Origin of the sequence: Pseudomonas segetis (genome assembly GCF_900188155.1) — a bacterium.
GTDB classification, from domain to species: Bacteria; Pseudomonadota; Gammaproteobacteria; order Pseudomonadales; family Pseudomonadaceae; genus Aquipseudomonas; species Aquipseudomonas segetis.
The window spans coordinates 525,459-543,339 of the sequence record NZ_FZOG01000002.1; the positions used below are offsets into that span (position 1 = coordinate 525,459).

The window sequence follows — 17,881 nt, forward strand, 5'->3', positions numbered from 1 at the left end:
ATCCCATAAAGGCATCTTGCCACTACTGTACCTTTAACTCTGTCAACTAACTAGCCGCGGATGTACAGAATCTAAACCGCATCAGGCGGGTGCCCGCCAGCCTGGCTGCGCGCTATACTACGCGCCCTTTTTTACCGTACGCACACCGGATAGCCCTATCGGTGCACCCATCAAGTTCCTGCCCAAATAAAGGAGCGCCAAGCATGACCGTGATCAAGCAAGACGATCTGATCCAGAGCGTTGCAGACGCCCTGCAGTTCATCTCCTACTACCATCCCGTTGACTTCATTCAGGCGATGCACGAAGCCTACCTGCGTGAAGAGTCGCCGGCTGCACGCGACTCCATGGCCCAGATCCTGATCAACTCGCGCATGTGCGCGACGGGGCATCGCCCGATCTGCCAGGACACCGGCATCGTCACTGTCTTTATCCGCGTGGGTATGGATGTTCGCTGGGATGGTGCGACCATGGGCGTTGACGACATGATCAACGAAGGTGTGCGCCGCGCCTATAACTTGCCTGAAAACGTGTTGCGCGCCTCAATCCTGGCGGACCCGGCAGGCGCTCGCAAGAACACCAAGGACAACACGCCAGCGGTTATCCACTTCTCCATCGTGCCTGGCGACAAGGTAGAAGTTGACGTCGCAGCCAAAGGCGGCGGCTCCGAGAACAAGTCGAAGATGGCCATGCTCAACCCGTCCGACTCAATCGTCGACTGGGTCCTCAAGACCGTACCGACCATGGGTGCGGGCTGGTGCCCACCAGGTATGCTTGGCATTGGCATTGGCGGCACGGCTGAAAAAGCGGCAGTGATGGCCAAGGAAGTGTTGATGGAGTCGATCGACATTCACGAGCTCAAGGCCCGCGGCCCGCAGAACCGCCTTGAAGAATTGCGCCTTGAGCTGTTTGAAAAGGTCAATCAGCTGGGTATCGGTGCCCAGGGCCTTGGTGGCCTGACCACAGTGCTCGACGTCAAGATCATGGACTACCCGACCCATGCCGCCTCGCTGCCGGTGTGCATGATTCCCAACTGCGCGGCCACGCGTCACGCTCACTTCGTACTCGACGGTTCCGGCCCTGCTGAGCTTGAAGCTCCATCGCTGGACGCCTACCCGGAAATCGTCTGGGAAGCCGGTCCATCGGCGCGCCGGGTCAATCTCGACACCCTGACCCCGGAAGACGTACAAAGCTGGAAGCCAGGCGAAACAGTCTTGCTCAACGGCAAGATGCTGACCGGTCGCGATGCCGCGCACAAGCGCATGGTTGAAATGCTTAACCGTGGTGAAGAACTGCCCGTCGACCTCAAAGGTCGCTTCATCTACTACGTGGGCCCGGTTGATCCCGTGGGTGACGAAGTCGTAGGTCCGGCAGGCCCGACCACTGCGACGCGGATGGACAAGTTCACCCGCCAGATCCTCGAAAGCACAGGCTTGCTGGGCATGATCGGTAAATCCGAACGCGGCCCAATCGCCATCGAAGCGATCAAGGACAACAAAGCGGTGTACCTCATGGCTGTCGGCGGCGCAGCCTACCTGGTGTCGCAGGCGATCAAAAAGTCCAAAGTGCTGGCATTCGCCGAACTGGGCATGGAGGCGATCTACGAGTTCGAGGTCAAGGACATGCCGGTTACTGTCGCAGTCGACACCCAGGGCGAGTCCGTGCACATCACAGGCCCGGCGATCTGGAACAAGAAGATTACCGAAAGCCTGGCGGTAGAAGTCAAGTAAAGGCAGGTTCCGCGAGCTGAATGCGCGCGGCTTGCAAAACACAAAACGCCCCGACTGGTTCGGGGCGTTTTGCATTGTGCTGCCTGGATCCAAAGCGGCAAAGGATTAAGCCAGTAATACATTGATACATACCAGGCAAGCCAAGTGAATAGGCCGTTTAACTTGGTTCCATGCCCCTCGTCGGCGATTGATCCAGCCCGGCGTGTAACTTAATAATCCGTTAAGACTCTTTAAGCACGATGCACATCAAGCCCCCCGCGTTGAGAGTACTACCATGGATTTACCCTGGACCGACCAAGATCAGGTAATCGCCAAGATCGGCCGTGATAAGCCACTCAACTTGATTATCGCCCACCCAGGCAGTGCTCATCGCCTGCAGGTCGAGGCGTTTATCCGGCACCGGTTTGCTCAACAATACGCAGCCAATGTGCATCACTTCATGCCCTGTCTATTCGGACTCGAAAGTGAAAACGGGGAGCTTCTGGGTGCTGTCGGACTGCGCAGCGCCGCGCAGGGCCCTTTATTCCTTGAGCGCTACCTGGGGCAACAAACCGAGATCGTCATTGCACAATCCATTGGCACACTTGCGCCAACCCGCGAGCAACTGGTCGAAGTCGGTAATCTAGCCGCGAATAGCGCCGGTGCAGCGCGCCTGCTGATTGTTGCCATTACCGACTTGTTGGTAGCCATGGGGTTTCGCTGGGTAACATTTACCAGCACGCCTGCCCTGCTCAACAGCTTCCAACGCCTGGGGCTGACCCCGCTGGCATTAGGCCCTGCTGACCCCAAATGCATGGGCGATGAGTTAGTCGACTGGGGCAGCTACTACGAAAGTAATCCGCAGGTGATGGCTGGCGATATCTTCAATGGCCACCAGCGCTTGATGCAACTCGGTGCCTATCCACGCCTTGGTCACAAAGCACTCTACGCACTTGAGGAAATGCCTAATGTGGCCTGTAGCTGAGCGCTTTTTCCAGCAACTGCGCAGCCGCAATGACTCAGTCGCGTTGCGCCAAGGCACTGACACCCTGAGCTACTGCCAACTGGTCGACGAAGTCAGTGCACGCAGCGAAAGACTCCTAGCACAGGGTGTAACCCGCGTCGCGCTGGCACTGGACAATGGCATCGAATGGGTGCTGTGGGACTTGGCCATTTTGCACGCGGGGCTGGTATGCATCCCCTTGCCTGGATTTTTTTCGGCAGCCCAGCAAAAGCATGTCATGGACAGCGCTGGCGTCGATTGCCTGATCGGCCTCCCAAATGAAACAAGCCAATCACTGGGGTTCAGTGAAAATGCTGAAGGCTGGTTACAGCGCAAGCAAGGGCACTACCCTGAACTGCCTGCCGGGACCTGCAAAATCACCTACACCTCAGGAACCACTGGCAACCCTAAAGGCGTGTGCCTGGACATTGCCACGCAGCTTGAGGTAGCCAACAGTCTTTACCTCGCCAGCTTGTCGTGCTCGGTTGAGCGGCACCTGTGCATTCTTCCCCTGGCGACGCTGCTGGAAAACCTGGCAGGTGTTTACGCACCGCTGATAGCGGGCGCACAGGTTGAACTGATTCCGATGGCTAAATCTGGGTTGCAAGGTGCCAGTCAGTTCAACCTCATGCAATTTCTAACCAGTTTGAATGAGCTGCAACCCCATAGCCTGATTCTGCTGCCACAACTGCTGCTGGCACTTGTTACAGCAGCTGAGCGTGGCCTACCGCTGCCTTCATCCCTGCGCTTTATCGCCGTCGGCGGTGGTCGAGTCGCGCCCCAGCTACTGGATCGGTGCGGTGAACTCGGCTTGCCTGTTTTTGAAGGCTACGGCTTATCGGAATGTGCCTCGGTCGTGTGCTTGAACACTCCTGAAGCCCGCAAGGTTGGCACTGTTGGCAAACCGCTTGGGCATTTACAGATCCGCCTGGCCAGTGACGGCGAGGTGATGATCAAAGGGCCGCACATGCTCGGCTATGTCGGCGAGGCTGAAGCGCAGGACGAATGGCTTGCCAGCGGCGATCTTGGCCACTTTGACGGCGATTACCTGGTACTGCATGGCCGCAAGAAGCACCAATTCATTACCGCATACGGGCGCAACGTAAACCCTGAATGGGTGGAAGCCGAACTCACCCAGCGACTTCCCATCGCTCAGGCATGGGTTCAAGGCGAAGCCATGGCGCAGAACGTAGCGGTACTGGTCCCACGATTTCCCGACACCACAGATGAAGACCTGGCGGCTGCGGTGCAGGAAGTTAATCAGCAACTGCCGGACTACGCCCAAGTTCATCACTGGTTACGCGCCGAACAGCCCTTCAGCGTTACCAATGACATGACCACAGCCAATGGCCGGCTACGCCGCAATGCGGTGCAGCAGCATTATCAAGAGGCGATTACCCATTTAATCGCCGATGTACCGATGACCGGAGCCCTCCCATGAACTTTTATGACTCGCTACTCGAGCAAACCACTGAGGAACGTGACTACCTACTCAGTGCACCTATCATCCAGCAGGCCATGTCAGGCATCGTCAGTCTGAACAGCTACATTGGCTTTCTCACCGAGGCATACCACCACGTCAAGCACACGGTTCCATTACTGATGGCATGCGGCTCACGCTTGCCTGAGCGGTTGGAATGGCTACGCGCTGCGGTGGCTGAATACGTTGAAGAGGAATACGGCCACCAGGAGTGGGTACTCAATGATATCGCGGCCTGCGGCGGCGACCCTGAAGCCGTACGCAACGGGACACCCAAGCTGCCGACAGAGTTGATGGTCAGCTATGTCTACGACCGTATCGCTCGCAGCAACCCGGTGAGTTTCTTTGGCATGGTCAACGTGCTCGAAGGCACCAGCATCACCCTGGCCACACAAGCAGCCGGGGTGATCCAAGACAAGCTGCAACTGCCCAACAACGCCTTTAGCTATCTGAGCTCGCACGGCAGTTTGGACATCGAACATATCGAATTCTACAAAAAGCTGATGAACCGTCTCGATAACACAGATGACCAAGCGGCCGTGGTCCATACCGCCAAAGTGGTTTATCGCCTGTACGGCGATATGTTTCGCAGCCTGCCGCTCTCAGCCTAGGAAATCATGATGAATCTCTCGCAATGCCGTGCCCTGTTAACCGGCGCAAGTGGTGGGATTGGCCAAGCCATTGTTGAACAACTCGCCACCCGAGGCGCCCGACTGCTGCTGGTCGGTCGACAAACGGATGCGCTGCAGGCATTGGCCCGGCGCTATCCGAATAACCTAGAGATCGTGCAGGCCGATATCAGCCAGCGTAATGGCCGTGAAGCGGTGGTTGCTGCGGCCCAGCGTTTCGGCGGTATAAATACATTGATCAACGGCGCTGGCCTCAATCACTTCAGCCTGCTTGAGCAGCATGATGAAGACCAGTTAGCCCAGATGATCGAGCTGAATGTCACCTCGACCCTGCAACTGACTCATCGTCTGCTGCCTATTCTGCGCCAGCAAGGCCGCTCTCTGGTCATTAACCTGGGCTCAACATTTGGCTCTATAGGCTATCCAGGCTTCACCGCCTATTGCGCCAGTAAATTCGCCTTGCGCGGCTTCTCTGAAGCACTGCGCCGCGAGCTCGCCGATACTCAAATCAAGGTGCTGTACTTTGCCCCACGAGCCACCCAAACCCGCATGAACTCCGATACTGTCGTTGCGATGAACAACGAGCTCAAGGTCGCCATGGATGCTCCTGAAACAGTCGCCGCACAATTGGCTAACGCCATAGACAAGGAAACCGAAGAGTCTTACCTCGGTTGGCCCGAGAAACTGTTTGTTCGTCTCAACAGCTTGCTGCCGCGTGTCGTTGACCAGGCTCTACGCAAGCAACTACCCACAATCCAACGCTTTGTACGTCACAACGACTAGGAGGCTCCAGCCATGCCCACATTTATTCGTAACGCTGCCTGTATCCTGCTCTGCCTGGCGAGCCTGCCTGCATTGGCACTCAGTAGCGAAGGACAAGACAACCTCAAGCAACTGCAACAACGCTGGGCTGAAATCAATTACAGCCTGCCAGCTGACCAGCGTGAAGCAGCCTTTGAAAAGCTCAGTGTCAGCGCCGAACAAGCTGTGAAGTCCGAACCGGACTCAGCAGAACTGTTGATCTGGAATGGCATTATCCTAAGCACCTATGCGGGTGCAAAAGGTGGGCTCGGAGCACTGGGCTTGGTCAAAGACGCTAAAGCCAAGCTCGAACAAGCGCTGCAAATAGACCCGCGCGCGCTAAGCGGATCGGCCTACACCAGCCTGGGCAGCTTGTACTACCAGGTACCCGGTTGGCCCATTGGCTTTGGTGACGACAGCAAAGCAGAGACTATGCTCAAACAAGCGCTGGCAATTAACCCGAGTGGCATCGATCCAAACTACTTCTACGCCGACTTTCTGTTTCGCCAGAAACACTACCAAGACGCGAGAAAATTTGCGCTTAAAGCTCAGCAGGCAGCGCCACGCCCAGGTCGGGAAACAGCCGACAAAGGTCGTATGCAAGACATCAGTTTACTGCTAAAAAAGATCGACGCAGAGCTTAAGTAATAAACTTGGGACAGGCTTGAATAGCAAGAAAGGAGTTACAAATGCGTATTCTGCTTGTCGAAGACGATCAAGCCTTGGGCGAAGGTATCCGTACGGCACTCAAGCCCGAGGGGTATACCGTTGATTGGCTGCAAGATGGTAAAAGTGCCCTGCATGCCCTGAGCGAAGAAGCCTTCGACCTGGCAGTGCTCGACCTGGGTTTGCCGCGCATGGATGGCCTGCAAGTGCTCAAGCATCTGCGGGCGGCGGCCAATCCGGTGCCTGTTTTAGTGCTGACGGCTCGCGACTCCACGGCTGATCGCATCAAGGGCCTGGACGCAGGTGCAGATGACTACCTTATCAAGCCCTTTGATGTGGCCGAACTCAAAGCCCGGTTACGCGCGCTGTTGCGCCGCAGTTTCAATCGCCCGCAACCGGCACTGGAGTATCGCGGAATCAGCCTCGACCCGGTCAGCCATGAGGTCAACTACCAAGGCCAGACGATCACCCTGCAACGCAAAGAGTATTTGTTGCTGCATGAATTACTTGCTCAACCTGGCCGCGTCATGAGCCGAGACAAATTGCAGCAAGCACTCTATGGCTGGGGTGAAGAAATTGAAAGCAATGCACTTGAAGTCCATGTGCACCATTTGCGTAAAAAGTTTTTCCCTGAGTTAATTCGCACTATCCGTGGCGTAGGTTATTTGGTCGATAAAGCATGATGCGTTCGATTCGTTCACGGACACTGGCGCTGGTTCTCGGCTTGTTAAGCGTGACCATGACGGTTATTTCCTTCAAGAGCTACCATGACGCCAGGCATGAAACCGAAGAACTGTTTGACGCGCAACTTGCACAAACCGCCCGCTTGCTGGCGGGCTTCGTCGGCGCCGATATGCCCGACGGCTCGCGAGCCCTGCTCCAGAATGCACTCAATCAAGCGCTGGCCGACAGCCGTAGCGACGAGAAAATGCTCGGTGGCCATCCTTACGAAGGCAAGTTGGCCTTCCAGGTGATTGATGACCAGGGCAAAGTATTACTGCATTCGGCCAGTGCCCCCGAACCTGCGCTGCAACGTATTCTCGCGAAACTGCATATGCAGAACCTTCCCGCGCACAATCACACAGAAGGCGAACCTCTTTCGGCGCTCGAACGCAGCCTGATTGGCTATCACGACATCAAAATGGACCAGAACCAATGGCGGCTATTCATGCTCAGGGACCTCCAGGATGACCACTGGATCATGGTCGGTGAGCGAGGAGATGTACGAGGAGAACTGGTCAGTAAAATAGCCAAGCGCAGCCTGATACCCGATCTATTCGGCCTGCCCTTGCTCGCACTGCTGGTGTGGGGCGCTGTAGGTTGGGGTCTACGTCCGTTACAAACCATGGCAAACAACATCAAGCGGCGGGCCCCGGACAATCTCTCCCCCATGATCGTGGGTCCGTTACCCTCGGAACTGGAACCAATGAATGCGGCGCTCAACCGATTGCTGATGCAGGTCAACCAATTGCTCAATCAGGAAAAGCGCTTTATCGCCGATGCCGCGCATGAGTTGCGTACTCCGCTTGCGGTGCTACGCATCCATGCGCAGAACGCGCTGCAAACCACCGACCCGAGCGACCGCGATGAAGCCCTGAGGCAGCTTGGCGTTGGCGTCGAGCGGGCAACCCGGGTGGTGGCTCAGTTGTTGACGCTCGCCCGGCTTGATCCCCACGTTGTGCAACTGGCGATGGTTGACTTCGACCTGCTGGCCTACAGCCGGAATGAGCTGGCGGAGCTGACTCCCCTTGCCCTCGAAAAAAATCAGGAATTGACCCTCGATGCGGATGAGAATGCCGACTTCAACCTGCATGGCGATAGCCCGAGCATCGGTACGTTACTGCAAAACCTGATCAGTAATGCGGTGCAATACACACCGGCAGGTGGCCATGTACAGGTTTGCATAGAGTCAAGTGCCGATAGCTTGCGGATTCGAGTTCAAGACAGTGGCCCAGGCATCGATAAGAACCAGCGCGCAAAGGTTTTTGAACGCTTTTACCGTCAAGGTGACGGCCAAGGTGCCGGGCTTGGCCTTTCAATTGTAATGAGGGTAATAGAGTTGCATGGCGGTACCATTGCATTGACTGACTCCCCCTTGGGGGGCCTTGAAGTCAGCGTTGAGTTACCCAGGGCATGCGTTCCTGGCAGGCGCTCAACCAGCACGCCCAACCAGGCTTAACTCGGCCACGGCACCACGCCGCTGAGCCAGGTAACGACTGCAACTCACCCGCAAAAAGGAAGCGAAGTTGACCACCTCGCCGCGATAGTCCATGACCTCGTCGTAGAGTTTGCTGATCAACTGGTTGGTGGTCATGCCATCTGCCTCGGCAATCTCGCGGAGGATGTCCCAGAATTGATTCTCCAGGCGCAAGGTCGTGACCACGCCGCGAATTCGCAGAGAGCGCGAACGCGACTCGTACAGAATCGGGTCGGCTTTTACATAAAGCTCACACACGGGCTCATCCTCCTTCACATGCCAGGCAAAGCCATAAAGACATGGCTTCGATGGCTTTAGCCTACAGGGAAATCTTGGCTCCCAGCAGCATCAGAAAACCTGCCAACCAGTTCGGATGCGCCGGCCATGCAGGGGCGGTCACCAGGTTACCCTCAACGTGGGCATGGTCAACGGCGATCTCAACAAAAGTACCTCCAGACAGGGTCACTTCCGGCGCACAAGCGGGATAAGCACTGCATTCACGCCCCTTGAGCACGCCAGCTGCAGCAAGCAATTGCGCGCCGTGGCAAACAGCCGCAATCGGTTTATCGGCCTTGGCGAAGGCTTGTACCAACTTGAGCACATCGGCATTGAGGCGCAAGTACTCGGGCGAACGTCCGCCAGGTACGACCAGGCCCTGATAATCCTTGGCTTTGACATCGGCAAAACTGAAGTTCAGAGCAAAATTGTGCCCAGGCTTCTCGCTGTAGGTCTGATCACCTTCAAAGTCGTGAATGGCCGTGCGCACAGACTGCCCGGCGGTTTTATCCGGGCAGACCGCGTGAACGGTATAGCCAACCATCTGCAACGCTTGAAACGGCACCATTACTTCGTAATCTTCGACGTAGTCACCAACCAACATCAGAATTTTCTTCGCAGCCATGTTTGCATTCCTCGCTCGGTGGTTAATCTCGGCAGGCAGTATCTGCCCATTGCAGGATAGACAGGTAATAGCCGGTAACTACTTCAAGCAGATGTGCAAATTGACTGAATCAGAGCCCGAGATAGCGTGCAGGCTCGCTCCAGAAATCAGGTTCATGAGCAGTTGGCGTGACAGCGCGCAAGGGTTGGAGCTGGCGCGTATGAATGATCTCGGTCTCGGCCACGGCAGCTGGGACTTGTTGCACCGGCCCATCACCAACGGCGGGTACAGGGCTCTTCCCCAGTGGCGGATTAAGCTCGTCATAGCGAAAGAAGTAGCGACTCCCCGCCTCACTGACCAGAGTCAATTTGGCGATGCTGACAAAGTCGAACGAGCTATCAGCGAGCCAGGTCCAGTAACTGCCCAGCAATGGGCGGCGCAGCTCGATCTGGTAGTGCGCAGGATCGATCTCGAATGCCAGGTAGCCATTACTTGGCAAGCTGCCTTGAAGCTGGTTATTCACAAACAGCCCAGGAGCCTCAAGCTCCTGATCAGCCCAAGTGCTCTTGGGCCGGTATAGATAGACAATTGCCCGCTGAGGGGCCGTAGGCTGCTGCGCAGTATATGCCGCGCCTTGTGTATCGCCAAAAAATCCACCTAGGGTTGAACAGGCGCCAAGCCCGAAACACATCGGCATGAGCAGTATGAGCAAGGGATGAAGGCAGCGCATAACCATTCCTTTTGTTGTTATGGGCCGAGCATAGCCCTGGGCTGCAGCAACGACGCCCCGACAAAAGTGCAGCACTTGAAGCCGACCCTGGGAACCTTCGCAAAAGGTAGCAAGCGACGGAAGAACAAGGCGCAACGCAACAGCCAAAGACTGGTCCGAAGCCTGAGCACCAAGAGCGGCCCCAGCAATACCTGGCGCATTAGTTTTTCAGGAGCTGCCTAGCGGCGCCGGTCCAGCAGATTGACCGCAATGCGATCAATCCAGCCCCAAAGCCGCTGTTGCAGACGCTTCCACAGTGGCCGGGCAAGCCATAGATCCAGGTCAACCTGACGACTGTCAGCAAAGTCAGCCGTAAGACGATCGACTATGGCTTGGGTGAAGGGTTTATCCAGCGCCTCAAGGTTGGCATCAAGGTTAAACCGCAGATTCCAGTGGTCAAAATTGCATGAACCGATGCTCACCCACTGATCGACCAGCACTATTTTTTGATGCGAAAAACGTGGCTGGTACTCGAAGATCTGCACGCCTGCACGCAGCAGGCGCGGGTAGTAACGGTGACCGGCCAGGCGCACGGGTTGGTGATCCGTGCGTCGCCCACTGAGCAACAGACGCACATCGACACCCCGGGCCGCCGCCTTGCGCAAGGCCCGACGCACCTTCCATGTCGGCAAGAAATAAGGCGTTGCAAACCAGATGCGGCCCTCGGCAGACTGCAGTGCGCGCACCATCGATTGCAATATGTCGCGGTGCTGCTTGGCGTCCGCATAGGCAACACGACCAAGGCCGACACCTACTGGCGGCGATACCGGCAGACGATTAAGCCCGGCAGTTGCCGAGGGCCGCCATGAAAGGCGCGTATTGCACGCCTGCCACTGGCGCTCGAAGAGTTGTTGCCAATCCTCGACCAGCGGACCATCGATCTCGACCATGGTCTCGTGCCAGGCGCTTTCTGGGTTGTCCGTACACCAGAAGTCGTCTGTTACCCCGGCGCCACCGACAAACGCCAGCCGCCCATCGGTCAATAGCAGCTTGCGGTGATCACGATAGAAATTGCGTATACCCCGGCGCCAGCGTATCGGGTTGTACCAGCGCATCTCAACACCGGCATTGCTTAGCAGTGCACGATCAGCTTTGGTCAACGCCTGGGCGCCATAGGCGTCAAACAGACAGCGCACGGTAACGCCGCGCTGGGCCGCATCACACAAGGCACGCAACACCTGATCGGCGCAGGTACCGCTTTCAATCAGGTAAAGCTCGAACTCGACTTGCTGCCGCGCACTGTCGATGGCATCAATCATGCGCGGGAAGAATTCAGGTCCGTCGCTGAGCAAGGTAAAACGATTACCCTGGCGCCAGTTGAAAATCAGGCCGGCCATCAGCGGTGTGTAAAGATCAGGACAGCGCCAACCGGCACTGAGCGACTAATTGCCGATAACCCAGCCACTTTGCGCAAGGCATCAAGCCCCTTGAGCAGGTCGAAGTCGGCGGCGTTGAGCACCAATGGCGCAAGCGTGACAACCTGGAAGCGGTGGTCGTCAAGGCGCGTGGCCAATAGCTCCACCCTATAACTGTGGCTTTGACCGTGCAGCGTCAGGGTCAAGGGCAGGCTCAATTCAAGTTGCGCGCCCGCCGCAAGCGTACTGATTGGCCGGATATCCAACTGCGCGGACACCCTGGCCTGGGGAAACTTGGCGATATCGAATAAAAGTGAACGCATTCGCTCATCACGCAAGGATATCCCGGTGCTGACTGATTCCAGCTCGACCCGCAAACTGGCTTCGCCACTGTCGCTCACAGTGCCGTGCAAGGTCAGGAAGCGATGGACTTCGGAGGTATCGAGGTTCTTGGTCGAGATAAATGACAGGCGTGAAGACTCGTTGTCTAGATACCATTTGGCCTGAGCCGGCAGCACAATGCCCAGGCTCAGCAGTATGGCGAACAACAGGCGCATAAATCTCCGAAATCAGCAGGTTGCTTGGCAATTGAGCGCAGCGGCTCATGCGCAACGATAGCTGCATGAGCACGCCTTGCAAACCCCTGCTGAAATCGACCTCGGTCTAGCCCGCCTTACTCAGGCAAGTCCGCAGCCTGCGGCAACAACTGGCAACCTTGACGCGGCCCGAGCCATTGCGCCGACTGGCTACTGCCCAGGGCGCGCGCCGTCACGCGCTTGTTGGCCACGTCATCGAAGAATCCGCTGAGCGGCAGATACTGCTTGGCGTAGCCCACACAATACTGCTCCGGGTTATCCATTACATAGCGGCAAGAGCAATACTCCTTGGCAGTGTAGGCGCCAAGGATGCCGGGGAATGCCTGCAAGTGCTCGCGATTCAACCATGTCCAGACTGCCAGCAGCGCCAGCAATATGATTAACAACCGGATAAGCAAGCGACGGATCATGGTTGCACCCTGGCAAAGGCTGCCTGCGCAAGTTTCAGCAGCTGGTTGTGGTTATAACTGCCGTCGCGGTCGTCGGCATAGCGCACGATGATCAGTTTTTTGCTGGGGATCACATACAGGCTCTGCCCCCAGTGGCCGAGTGCGGCAAAGCTGTCCTGCGGTGCATCCGGCCAGGGCTTGCCAGAGCCATTCACGCCCTGGTTCAACCACCACTGGCCACCCGGAACCGCAGCATTGGGTTGTTGCGGATCGGGCTGATAGTTGGCAAAGGCTGTCAGGTTGAAATCCACCCAGGCCTTGGGCAGTAACTGCTGCTCGCCCCAACGGCCGTCACGCTGCATCAGCAAGCCAACCCTGGCCAGGTCGCGGGCGCTCATATACGCATAGGATGAACCGACAAAGGTACCGGTCGGGTCGGTTTCCCAGACCGCGGACTTGATACCCAGCGGTTCGAACAAGGCTGTCCACGGATAGTTCTTGTATTGCTCGGCATCAAGCATGCCCTTGAGCGCTGCGGCGAGCATGGTGCTGTCACCGCTGGAGTAACGGAAGCGCTGGCCCGGTTCGGCATCGCTTGGATGATTGGCAACAAAGGCGGCCATGTCATCTCGGCCACGGGTGTAAAGCATGGCCACCACCGATGATTTCAGCGGTGCATACTCGTAATCTTCCTCCCAATCGAGCCCCGACGCCCAGTTGAGCAAGTGACCCATCTTGATGTCGGGATGCGCCGCCATTGGCGGGTAATAATCAGCCACCGGCGCATCCAGTTTGAAACGTCCCTGGCCGTAGGCGACACCCAGCACCGCGGCAAAGATGCTCTTGCTCACGGACCAGGTCAGGTGTGGTGTGTCGACCTTGGTTGGTCCGGCATAGCGTTCATAAACAATCTGGCCATCACGCACCACAAGCAATGCATCGGTACGCACTCCCTTGCGGCTCTGGTCATCACGCGCAGCAAAGGCGTAATCCTCCAGTGCCGCCAGCGCCGATTGTTGCGCGGCGTCATGGCTGCTGGTTTGCGTCGACCAATCAGGTATCGGCCAGTGCTCGGCGTGGGCCGTGATGCTGGCAAAGCAGAGCAACAGTGCAAAGCTCAGCCTGGATAAAATTGGAGCGGGCATTGATACGCCTCTTGTCAGTTTCGAGGCAGCACCCTAGCACGGCCAATATGACCGAAATAGTACCGAACGCGCCGGATTACATGGCAATTAGGCACATCTTTTAATCACGCGGCTCGCGAAAGTCATCCTGGCTGAGCAGATCCAAGCCGCACTCGAGGTTTTCAACCCACAGCAAAAATGTATTGATCATCTCTTTGCCCACAAAGGGACGCCCGTGCTGGGGCACGATCATCTCGATATCCATTTGCCGAACCATTGCCGCCCACAGCCGACAGACTTTGTTGCTTGCCATGTAGCGCCGGTGGAAACCGAGCATGTTTGGCACATGGTTCATAAAGTCGTTTACCGGGTTGGCATCATCAACCAGCGATGCACCCATATCGCCACTAAACAGGATCTTGCTCAGTGGATCATAGAGCTGGAAGTTACCGACCGAGTGCAGGAAGTGCGCGGGAATGGCTTTCAGTTTGCTGCGCCCCAGGGCAAATGTCTCACCGCGATCAGGCAAGGCAATAATCCGGTCATAGGTCGATATGCCGTGGTTTATGGCCAGGTAATTGGCCGTCAAGTGCGGCAGGAATCGCGCCCACAGTTTTGAGCAGATCACTTTGGCGCGGGTGTGCAACAACCACTTGTCCAGCGAAGCGATAATGTCCGGGTCTTGGTGGGAGGCAAAAATATAGGTAAGGTCCTGGACCTCTATGTACCTCGATAACCCCAGCGAAAGCGGTGTGTAGGTCAGGTCACCGCCCGGATCGAGAAGCAGGTACTGATCATCATTGATAATCAGGAATTGGTTGGACTGTACGCCTTCGCCGCTGACCAGGTCATCAAACATCAGGCATTGATGGCCATCTTTCTCAAACAACACAATTGGCTCGCGGCGCATGGATTTGTTCTCTCCCCAAACCAAGCGACGTTAGCCAGCTTGCACCGACTTGTTACTGACCTGGGTCAACTCAACTCGCGAAAACCTGGCCGGCCAATTGCGCCAGGGCTTTTTGCAAACGCGCCTGGCGCGCACTCCTGGCAATGGACATCAATGCCTTATCACGCTGCCAAAGTGCCGCCCAGTGCTCATCACCGGCCGCCAGCGCATGATCCAGTTCAGGGCCCAATGCCGCGAACTGGGCGAACAGGCCGCCAAGCAACACATGGGTGGTGGGCGCCTTGGCGCTCGCCCTGCTGACCTCGGCACAGCCACTGAGCAGGCCCAGCAAACGCAACTGCAGATCCACGGGCCAGGCAGACTCGTGCCCGATGCCGTATAACCAGGCGCATATCGCAGCCAGCACATGCAGGTCTTCGATACTGCGGAAGGGCTTTACATAATCATCCCAACCATCGCCAGGCAGGCGTTCACAAGCGGCCTGGTCGAGCTGCAACCGGGCGTGGCTGACATCCGGCATAAAGCCCAGCGCAGGCAATTGCTCAACTTGCACGCCTGCAGCGCCGTTGGCCACCACAGTAACCGCGACCTGCGGCGCGAGCCCATCGCCCTCCTCCCGCGCCGCCACCAGCAGCCACTGCGCGGCATCACCAGCGGTGACAAAATCCTTGCGGCCGCTGAGCTGTAACTGACTCAAGCGAGTCTGCATGTCAGCAGGCCGAACGCTTCTGTTCTCGGTGACGCAGAGTGCCCCCAGCGTCCAGGGCGCCGATTGCCAGAGCGCGCGCAAGGCGCCCTGGTATCCAGCCAGGAACGCCAGCCCGGGAGTTGGCGCCAAACGCCCACCCAGCACGGCCAGCTCGAAAGCTGATGGCTCTGCCAGGTGCTCAAGCAAAGCGGTGTACCAATCGTCGAGCGCCTGTCCATCCGCCATCCGCTGGCAGGGTTGCAACAACTTGTCCCAAGGCATGGGTCTGTCCTCTGCAGTATTGCGTTGAGCGGGCGCTGTCACACAAGCATCACCAAAGCTTCACAGTGATGACACCCGCCCTACTTAGCCTGAGCTTGCCTAACAAGACTGATCGACTGCAAGGCATTGAGCCGGTTTTCGAACAACAAGGTTCGACAACAGCACAGGACAGTCGGCTAACGGAGAGAACGTTATGACTCAGGTAGCGCACGACAAAAGCACTGCAACTCGCCGCTTGCAAGCTGAACGACTGATTGGCAGTTCCGCGCTTAAAGAAGCCCAGGCACTGCGCTTTCGCGTATTCAGCAGTGAGTTTGATGCAAAGCTCAAGGGTGCCGAATTCGGCCTGGACATGGATGACTACGACGTTCACTGCAGCCACATCGGCGTGCGCGACCTCAGCACGGGCGAGCTTGTGGCGACCACGCGTCTGCTCGATCATCAAGCGGCTGCCAGCCTGGGGCATTTTTACAGCGAGCAAGAGTTCAGCCTGCACGGCCTGGCGCATTTGCAGGGACCAGTGCTTGAAATCGGTCGCACCTGCGTCGCCCCGGCCTACCGCAATGGGGGCACTATCGCCGTGCTCTGGAGCGAACTGGCGGAAGTCCTCAACCAGGGCAGCTACAGCTACCTGATGGGCTGCGCGAGCATACCCATGCAAGATGGTGGCATTCAGGCCCAGGCCATCATGCAACGCCTGCGCGAGCGTTACCTGTGCACCGAACACCTCCGCGCCGAGCCCAAGACGCCACTGCCAAACCTGGATATCCCCGGCAACATCATTGCCGAGATGCCACCATTGCTCAAAGCCTACATGCGCCTGGGCGCGAAGATCTGCGGTGAGCCCTGCTGGGACCCGGACTTCCATGTGGCCGACGTGTTCATTCTGTTAAAACGCGATGAACTGTGCCCGCGTTATGCCCGTCACTTCAAAGCGGTGGGCTGATGCGCACAGGCGCTTGCAGCCTGTACACTTGGTCGTTTCGCCAGCCATGGGGGCCCAATGATTAAACTGCGCCTGTATTTCCGCCTGTTGCGCCTGCTTGCAGTCATCGGCCTTGGAGCCTTGCTGGCTGGCGTTATCAGCGTTGCCGAACGTATCGTCAAGCATGACCTGATGAGCACCCGCCAACGCCTGACCCGCTGGTTCATGGCACGCCTCAGCGCGGCTTTGCCGTTTCGCGTCAGGGTCAGCGGAAGGCTGCCGGAAACGCCAATGATGTGGGTCAGCAACCACATTTCCTGGACCGATATTCCACTGCTGGGCATGCTTGCTCCGCTTTCGTTCCTGTCCAAAGCCGAAGTGCGCAGCTGGCCAGTGGCTGGCTGGCTGGCGCAAAAAGCCGGCACCTTGTTCATTCGCCGGGGCGCGGGCGATAGCACGGTGCTCAACCAGCAACTGAGTCGCCACTTGCAGCAATCGCGCAACCTGCTGATGTTCCCGGAAGGTACAACCACCGACGGACAGGCAGTACGCACCTTTCATGGCCGCTTGTTGAGCAGTGCGATTGATAGCTCGGTGGCACTGCAACCGGTGGCAATTCGTTACCTACGCAATGGCAAGCGCGATGAAATTGCCCCCTTTATTGGCGATGACGACATGCTCTCGCATCTGTTGCGCCTGTTTCGCAGCGACCGCGCCGAAGTCGAGATCCAGTTGCTGACGCCCATTGCAAGCCACGACCTCAACCGCAACGCCTTGGCACGCCAGGCCCAGACGGCAATCACAGCGGCATTGTTTGGCAGCAACTTAGCGCCGGCTACCAGCGACAGTGAGCTCGAAGCGGCCTAGCCCAAGGCCAACTGCTCGGCGACGTAGGCTTGCAACTGCGGATAGAACAGCTGGAAGTCACCCATCAGCGGCTGATACAGCTGTTTCAGTTCAGCCATTGAACCGGCCAGCCCTTCGGGGCGCGACAAGCGCCGCTGCATGCCGTAAATCACTTGCTCCAACACGGCAAAGTCGGTGTAGCTACCGAGCCAGTCTTGCGCAGCCATGCGTGGTGCAATATATGCCAGCCGTTCAGGCAGTTCAGGCTCATCGTTCAAGACCTGGTAAACCCGGGTCGTGAACCGCTCAAGCGGCTCATCGCTGAACTGCCTCCAGTTCAAGGCCAGGCAATGGTCAAAGAACAGATCCAGCAAAATGCCTGAGTAACGCCTGCGCGCCGCAGGGAACCGAGCCCGAGCTTGCAGTTGCAGCGGGTGGTTGTCGGTGAATACATCAATCCGCCGATGCAGGCGAATTGCCGCCTCGATATCGGACGGCCGCTGACCTGCAAGCGGACCCTTGACGAAGTCACCGTAGAGACTGCCGAGCAACTGGGCCGGCGCATTGCCGCCTAGATGAAGGTGTGCAAGATAGTTCATGGCGACAGCTTACCTGTTCTTGCGCCTGCGCAATAT

20 protein-coding genes are annotated in these 17,881 nt (G+C 57.4%); 10 read left to right on the plus strand and 10 right to left on the minus strand.

Annotated elements, in window-relative coordinates; translation table 11 throughout:
- The first annotated feature begins 203 nt into the window (after window positions 1-203).
- The 8 genes from CHB79_RS08280 to CHB79_RS08315 all read left to right on the plus strand — a co-directional run bounded on the left by CHB79_RS08280 (window position 204) and on the right by CHB79_RS08315 (window position 8,464).
- The gene (locus CHB79_RS08280; RefSeq protein ID WP_089359537.1) at window positions 204-1,727 is read left to right on the plus strand and encodes a fumarate hydratase; all 1,524 of its coding nucleotides are present in this window, start codon (window positions 204-206) and stop codon (window positions 1,725-1,727) included.
- Between the two features lie 274 nt (window positions 1,728-2,001).
- The gene (locus tag CHB79_RS08285; protein WP_010486292.1) at window positions 2,002-2,691 is read left to right on the plus strand and encodes a thermostable hemolysin; all 690 of its coding nucleotides are present in this window, start codon (window positions 2,002-2,004) and stop codon (window positions 2,689-2,691) included.
- Window positions 2,675-4,150 (plus strand): AMP-binding protein, encoded by a 1,476-nt coding sequence (locus tag CHB79_RS08290; RefSeq protein ID WP_089359538.1) that lies wholly within the window; start codon window positions 2,675-2,677, stop codon window positions 4,148-4,150. The genes CHB79_RS08285 and CHB79_RS08290 overlap by 17 nt, the downstream gene beginning before the upstream one ends.
- The gene (locus CHB79_RS08295; protein ID WP_089359539.1) at window positions 4,147-4,800 is read left to right on the plus strand and encodes an iron-containing redox enzyme family protein; all 654 of its coding nucleotides are present in this window, start codon (window positions 4,147-4,149) and stop codon (window positions 4,798-4,800) included. The genes CHB79_RS08290 and CHB79_RS08295 overlap by 4 nt, the downstream gene beginning before the upstream one ends.
- Window positions 4,801-4,809: 9 nt before the next feature.
- Window positions 4,810-5,601: an SDR family oxidoreductase gene (locus tag CHB79_RS08300; RefSeq protein WP_089359540.1), complete on the plus strand. Its 792-nt coding sequence runs from the start codon at window positions 4,810-4,812 to the stop codon at window positions 5,599-5,601.
- Window positions 5,602-5,613: 12 nt separating this feature from the next.
- A complete protein-coding gene (locus tag CHB79_RS08305; RefSeq protein ID WP_089359541.1) occupies window positions 5,614-6,267 on the plus strand; it encodes a tetratricopeptide repeat protein in 654 nt (217 codons plus the stop codon).
- A gap of 41 nt (window positions 6,268-6,308) precedes the next feature.
- Window positions 6,309-6,968 carry a response regulator transcription factor gene (locus tag CHB79_RS08310; protein ID WP_089359542.1) on the plus strand — a complete coding sequence of 220 codons (660 nt, stop codon included), beginning with the start codon at window positions 6,309-6,311 and terminating at the stop codon, window positions 6,966-6,968.
- Window positions 6,968-8,464 carry an ATP-binding protein gene (locus CHB79_RS08315; RefSeq protein WP_089359946.1) on the plus strand — a complete coding sequence of 499 codons (1,497 nt, stop codon included), beginning with the start codon at window positions 6,968-6,970 and terminating at the stop codon, window positions 8,462-8,464. Before CHB79_RS08310 ends, CHB79_RS08315 begins: the two co-directional genes overlap by 1 nt.
- Here the strand turns inward: CHB79_RS08315 and CHB79_RS08320 are convergent.
- From CHB79_RS08320 to CHB79_RS08365, 9 genes are all read right to left on the minus strand, one after another.
- The gene (locus CHB79_RS08320; RefSeq protein WP_089359543.1) at window positions 8,438-8,740 is read right to left on the minus strand and encodes a ribbon-helix-helix domain-containing protein; all 303 of its coding nucleotides are present in this window, start codon (window positions 8,738-8,740) and stop codon (window positions 8,438-8,440) included. The two genes, CHB79_RS08315 and CHB79_RS08320, sit on opposite strands and share 27 nt — an antisense overlap.
- A gap of 61 nt (window positions 8,741-8,801) precedes the next feature.
- Window positions 8,802-9,383: a DJ-1/PfpI family protein gene (locus CHB79_RS08325; RefSeq protein ID WP_089359544.1), complete on the minus strand. Its 582-nt coding sequence runs from the start codon at window positions 9,381-9,383 to the stop codon at window positions 8,802-8,804.
- 109 nt (window positions 9,384-9,492) lie between these two features.
- Window positions 9,493-10,092, minus strand: a complete 600-nt coding sequence (locus CHB79_RS08330) for a DUF2846 domain-containing protein (protein ID WP_245851395.1) — start codon at window positions 10,090-10,092, stop codon at window positions 9,493-9,495.
- A 218-nt stretch (window positions 10,093-10,310) separates the two neighbouring features.
- A complete protein-coding gene (locus tag CHB79_RS08340; protein WP_089359546.1) occupies window positions 10,311-11,468 on the minus strand; it encodes a phospholipase D-like domain-containing protein in 1,158 nt (385 codons plus the stop codon).
- A complete protein-coding gene (locus CHB79_RS08345; protein WP_089359547.1) occupies window positions 11,468-12,043 on the minus strand; it encodes a YceI family protein in 576 nt (191 codons plus the stop codon). The genes CHB79_RS08340 and CHB79_RS08345 overlap by 1 nt, the downstream gene beginning before the upstream one ends.
- Before the next feature lie 116 nt (window positions 12,044-12,159).
- Window positions 12,160-12,492, minus strand: coding sequence for an amidase (locus CHB79_RS08350; RefSeq protein ID WP_089359548.1), 333 nt, complete (start codon window positions 12,490-12,492; stop codon window positions 12,160-12,162).
- Complete coding sequence (locus CHB79_RS08355) at window positions 12,489-13,616, minus strand: serine hydrolase domain-containing protein (protein ID WP_089359549.1); 1,128 nt, start codon at window positions 13,614-13,616, stop codon at window positions 12,489-12,491. The genes CHB79_RS08350 and CHB79_RS08355 overlap by 4 nt, the downstream gene beginning before the upstream one ends.
- A 100-nt stretch (window positions 13,617-13,716) precedes the next feature.
- Window positions 13,717-14,505 carry an oxygen-binding di-iron domain-containing protein gene (locus CHB79_RS08360; RefSeq protein ID WP_089359550.1) on the minus strand — a complete coding sequence of 263 codons (789 nt, stop codon included), beginning with the start codon at window positions 14,503-14,505 and terminating at the stop codon, window positions 13,717-13,719.
- Between the two features lie 70 nt (window positions 14,506-14,575).
- Window positions 14,576-15,475 (minus strand): acyl-CoA dehydrogenase middle domain-containing protein, encoded by a 900-nt coding sequence (locus tag CHB79_RS08365; protein ID WP_089359551.1) that lies wholly within the window; start codon window positions 15,473-15,475, stop codon window positions 14,576-14,578.
- A gap of 193 nt (window positions 15,476-15,668) precedes the next feature.
- Between CHB79_RS08365 and olsB the strand changes: the two genes are divergently transcribed.
- Window positions 15,669-16,421, plus strand: a complete 753-nt coding sequence (gene olsB, locus CHB79_RS08370) for an L-ornithine N(alpha)-acyltransferase (RefSeq protein ID WP_089359552.1) — start codon at window positions 15,669-15,671, stop codon at window positions 16,419-16,421.
- A 57-nt stretch (window positions 16,422-16,478) separates the two neighbouring features.
- On the plus strand, window positions 16,479-17,267 hold the full coding sequence (locus CHB79_RS08375; RefSeq protein WP_089359553.1) for a lysophospholipid acyltransferase family protein: 789 nt from the start codon (window positions 16,479-16,481) through the stop codon (window positions 17,265-17,267).
- On the opposite strand, the gene CHB79_RS08380 is transcribed toward CHB79_RS08375, so the two are convergent.
- Window positions 17,264-17,845 (minus strand): acyl carrier protein phosphodiesterase, encoded by a 582-nt coding sequence (locus CHB79_RS08380; protein ID WP_089359554.1) that lies wholly within the window; start codon window positions 17,843-17,845, stop codon window positions 17,264-17,266. The two genes, CHB79_RS08375 and CHB79_RS08380, sit on opposite strands and share 4 nt — an antisense overlap.
- Window positions 17,846-17,881: the final 36 nt, after the last annotated feature.

Coding starts and splice junctions, on each gene's coding strand:
- CHB79_RS08325 (WP_089359544.1), bottom strand. CDS start 9,383: ATGGCTGCGAAGAAAATTCTGATGTTGGTTGGTGACTACGTCGAAGAT.
- CHB79_RS08365 (WP_089359551.1), bottom strand. CDS start 15,475: ATGCCTTGGGACAAGTTGTTGCAACCCTGCCAGCGGATGGCGGATGGA.
- CHB79_RS08310 (WP_089359542.1), top strand. CDS start 6,309: ATGCGTATTCTGCTTGTCGAAGACGATCAAGCCTTGGGCGAAGGTATC.
- CHB79_RS08290 (WP_089359538.1), top strand. CDS start 2,675: ATGTGGCCTGTAGCTGAGCGCTTTTTCCAGCAACTGCGCAGCCGCAAT.
- CHB79_RS08300 (WP_089359540.1), top strand. CDS start 4,810: ATGAATCTCTCGCAATGCCGTGCCCTGTTAACCGGCGCAAGTGGTGGG.
- CHB79_RS08285 (WP_010486292.1), top strand. CDS start 2,002: ATGGATTTACCCTGGACCGACCAAGATCAGGTAATCGCCAAGATCGGC.
- CHB79_RS08280 (WP_089359537.1), top strand. CDS start 204: ATGACCGTGATCAAGCAAGACGATCTGATCCAGAGCGTTGCAGACGCC.
- olsB (WP_089359552.1), top strand. CDS start 15,669: ATGACTCAGGTAGCGCACGACAAAAGCACTGCAACTCGCCGCTTGCAA.
- CHB79_RS08315 (WP_089359946.1), top strand. CDS start 6,968: ATGCGTTCGATTCGTTCACGGACACTGGCGCTGGTTCTCGGCTTGTTA.
- CHB79_RS08330 (WP_245851395.1), bottom strand. CDS start 10,092: ATGCGCTGCCTTCATCCCTTGCTCATACTGCTCATGCCGATGTGTTTC.
- CHB79_RS08340 (WP_089359546.1), bottom strand. CDS start 11,468: ATGGCCGGCCTGATTTTCAACTGGCGCCAGGGTAATCGTTTTACCTTG.
- CHB79_RS08350 (WP_089359548.1), bottom strand. CDS start 12,492: ATGATCCGTCGCTTGCTTATCCGGTTGTTAATCATATTGCTGGCGCTG.
- CHB79_RS08375 (WP_089359553.1), top strand. CDS start 16,479: ATGATTAAACTGCGCCTGTATTTCCGCCTGTTGCGCCTGCTTGCAGTC.
- CHB79_RS08355 (WP_089359549.1), bottom strand. CDS start 13,616: ATGCCCGCTCCAATTTTATCCAGGCTGAGCTTTGCACTGTTGCTCTGC.
- CHB79_RS08345 (WP_089359547.1), bottom strand. CDS start 12,043: ATGCGCCTGTTGTTCGCCATACTGCTGAGCCTGGGCATTGTGCTGCCG.
- CHB79_RS08305 (WP_089359541.1), top strand. CDS start 5,614: ATGCCCACATTTATTCGTAACGCTGCCTGTATCCTGCTCTGCCTGGCG.
- CHB79_RS08360 (WP_089359550.1), bottom strand. CDS start 14,505: ATGCGCCGCGAGCCAATTGTGTTGTTTGAGAAAGATGGCCATCAATGC.
- CHB79_RS08295 (WP_089359539.1), top strand. CDS start 4,147: ATGAACTTTTATGACTCGCTACTCGAGCAAACCACTGAGGAACGTGAC.
- CHB79_RS08380 (WP_089359554.1), bottom strand. CDS start 17,845: ATGAACTATCTTGCACACCTTCATCTAGGCGGCAATGCGCCGGCCCAG.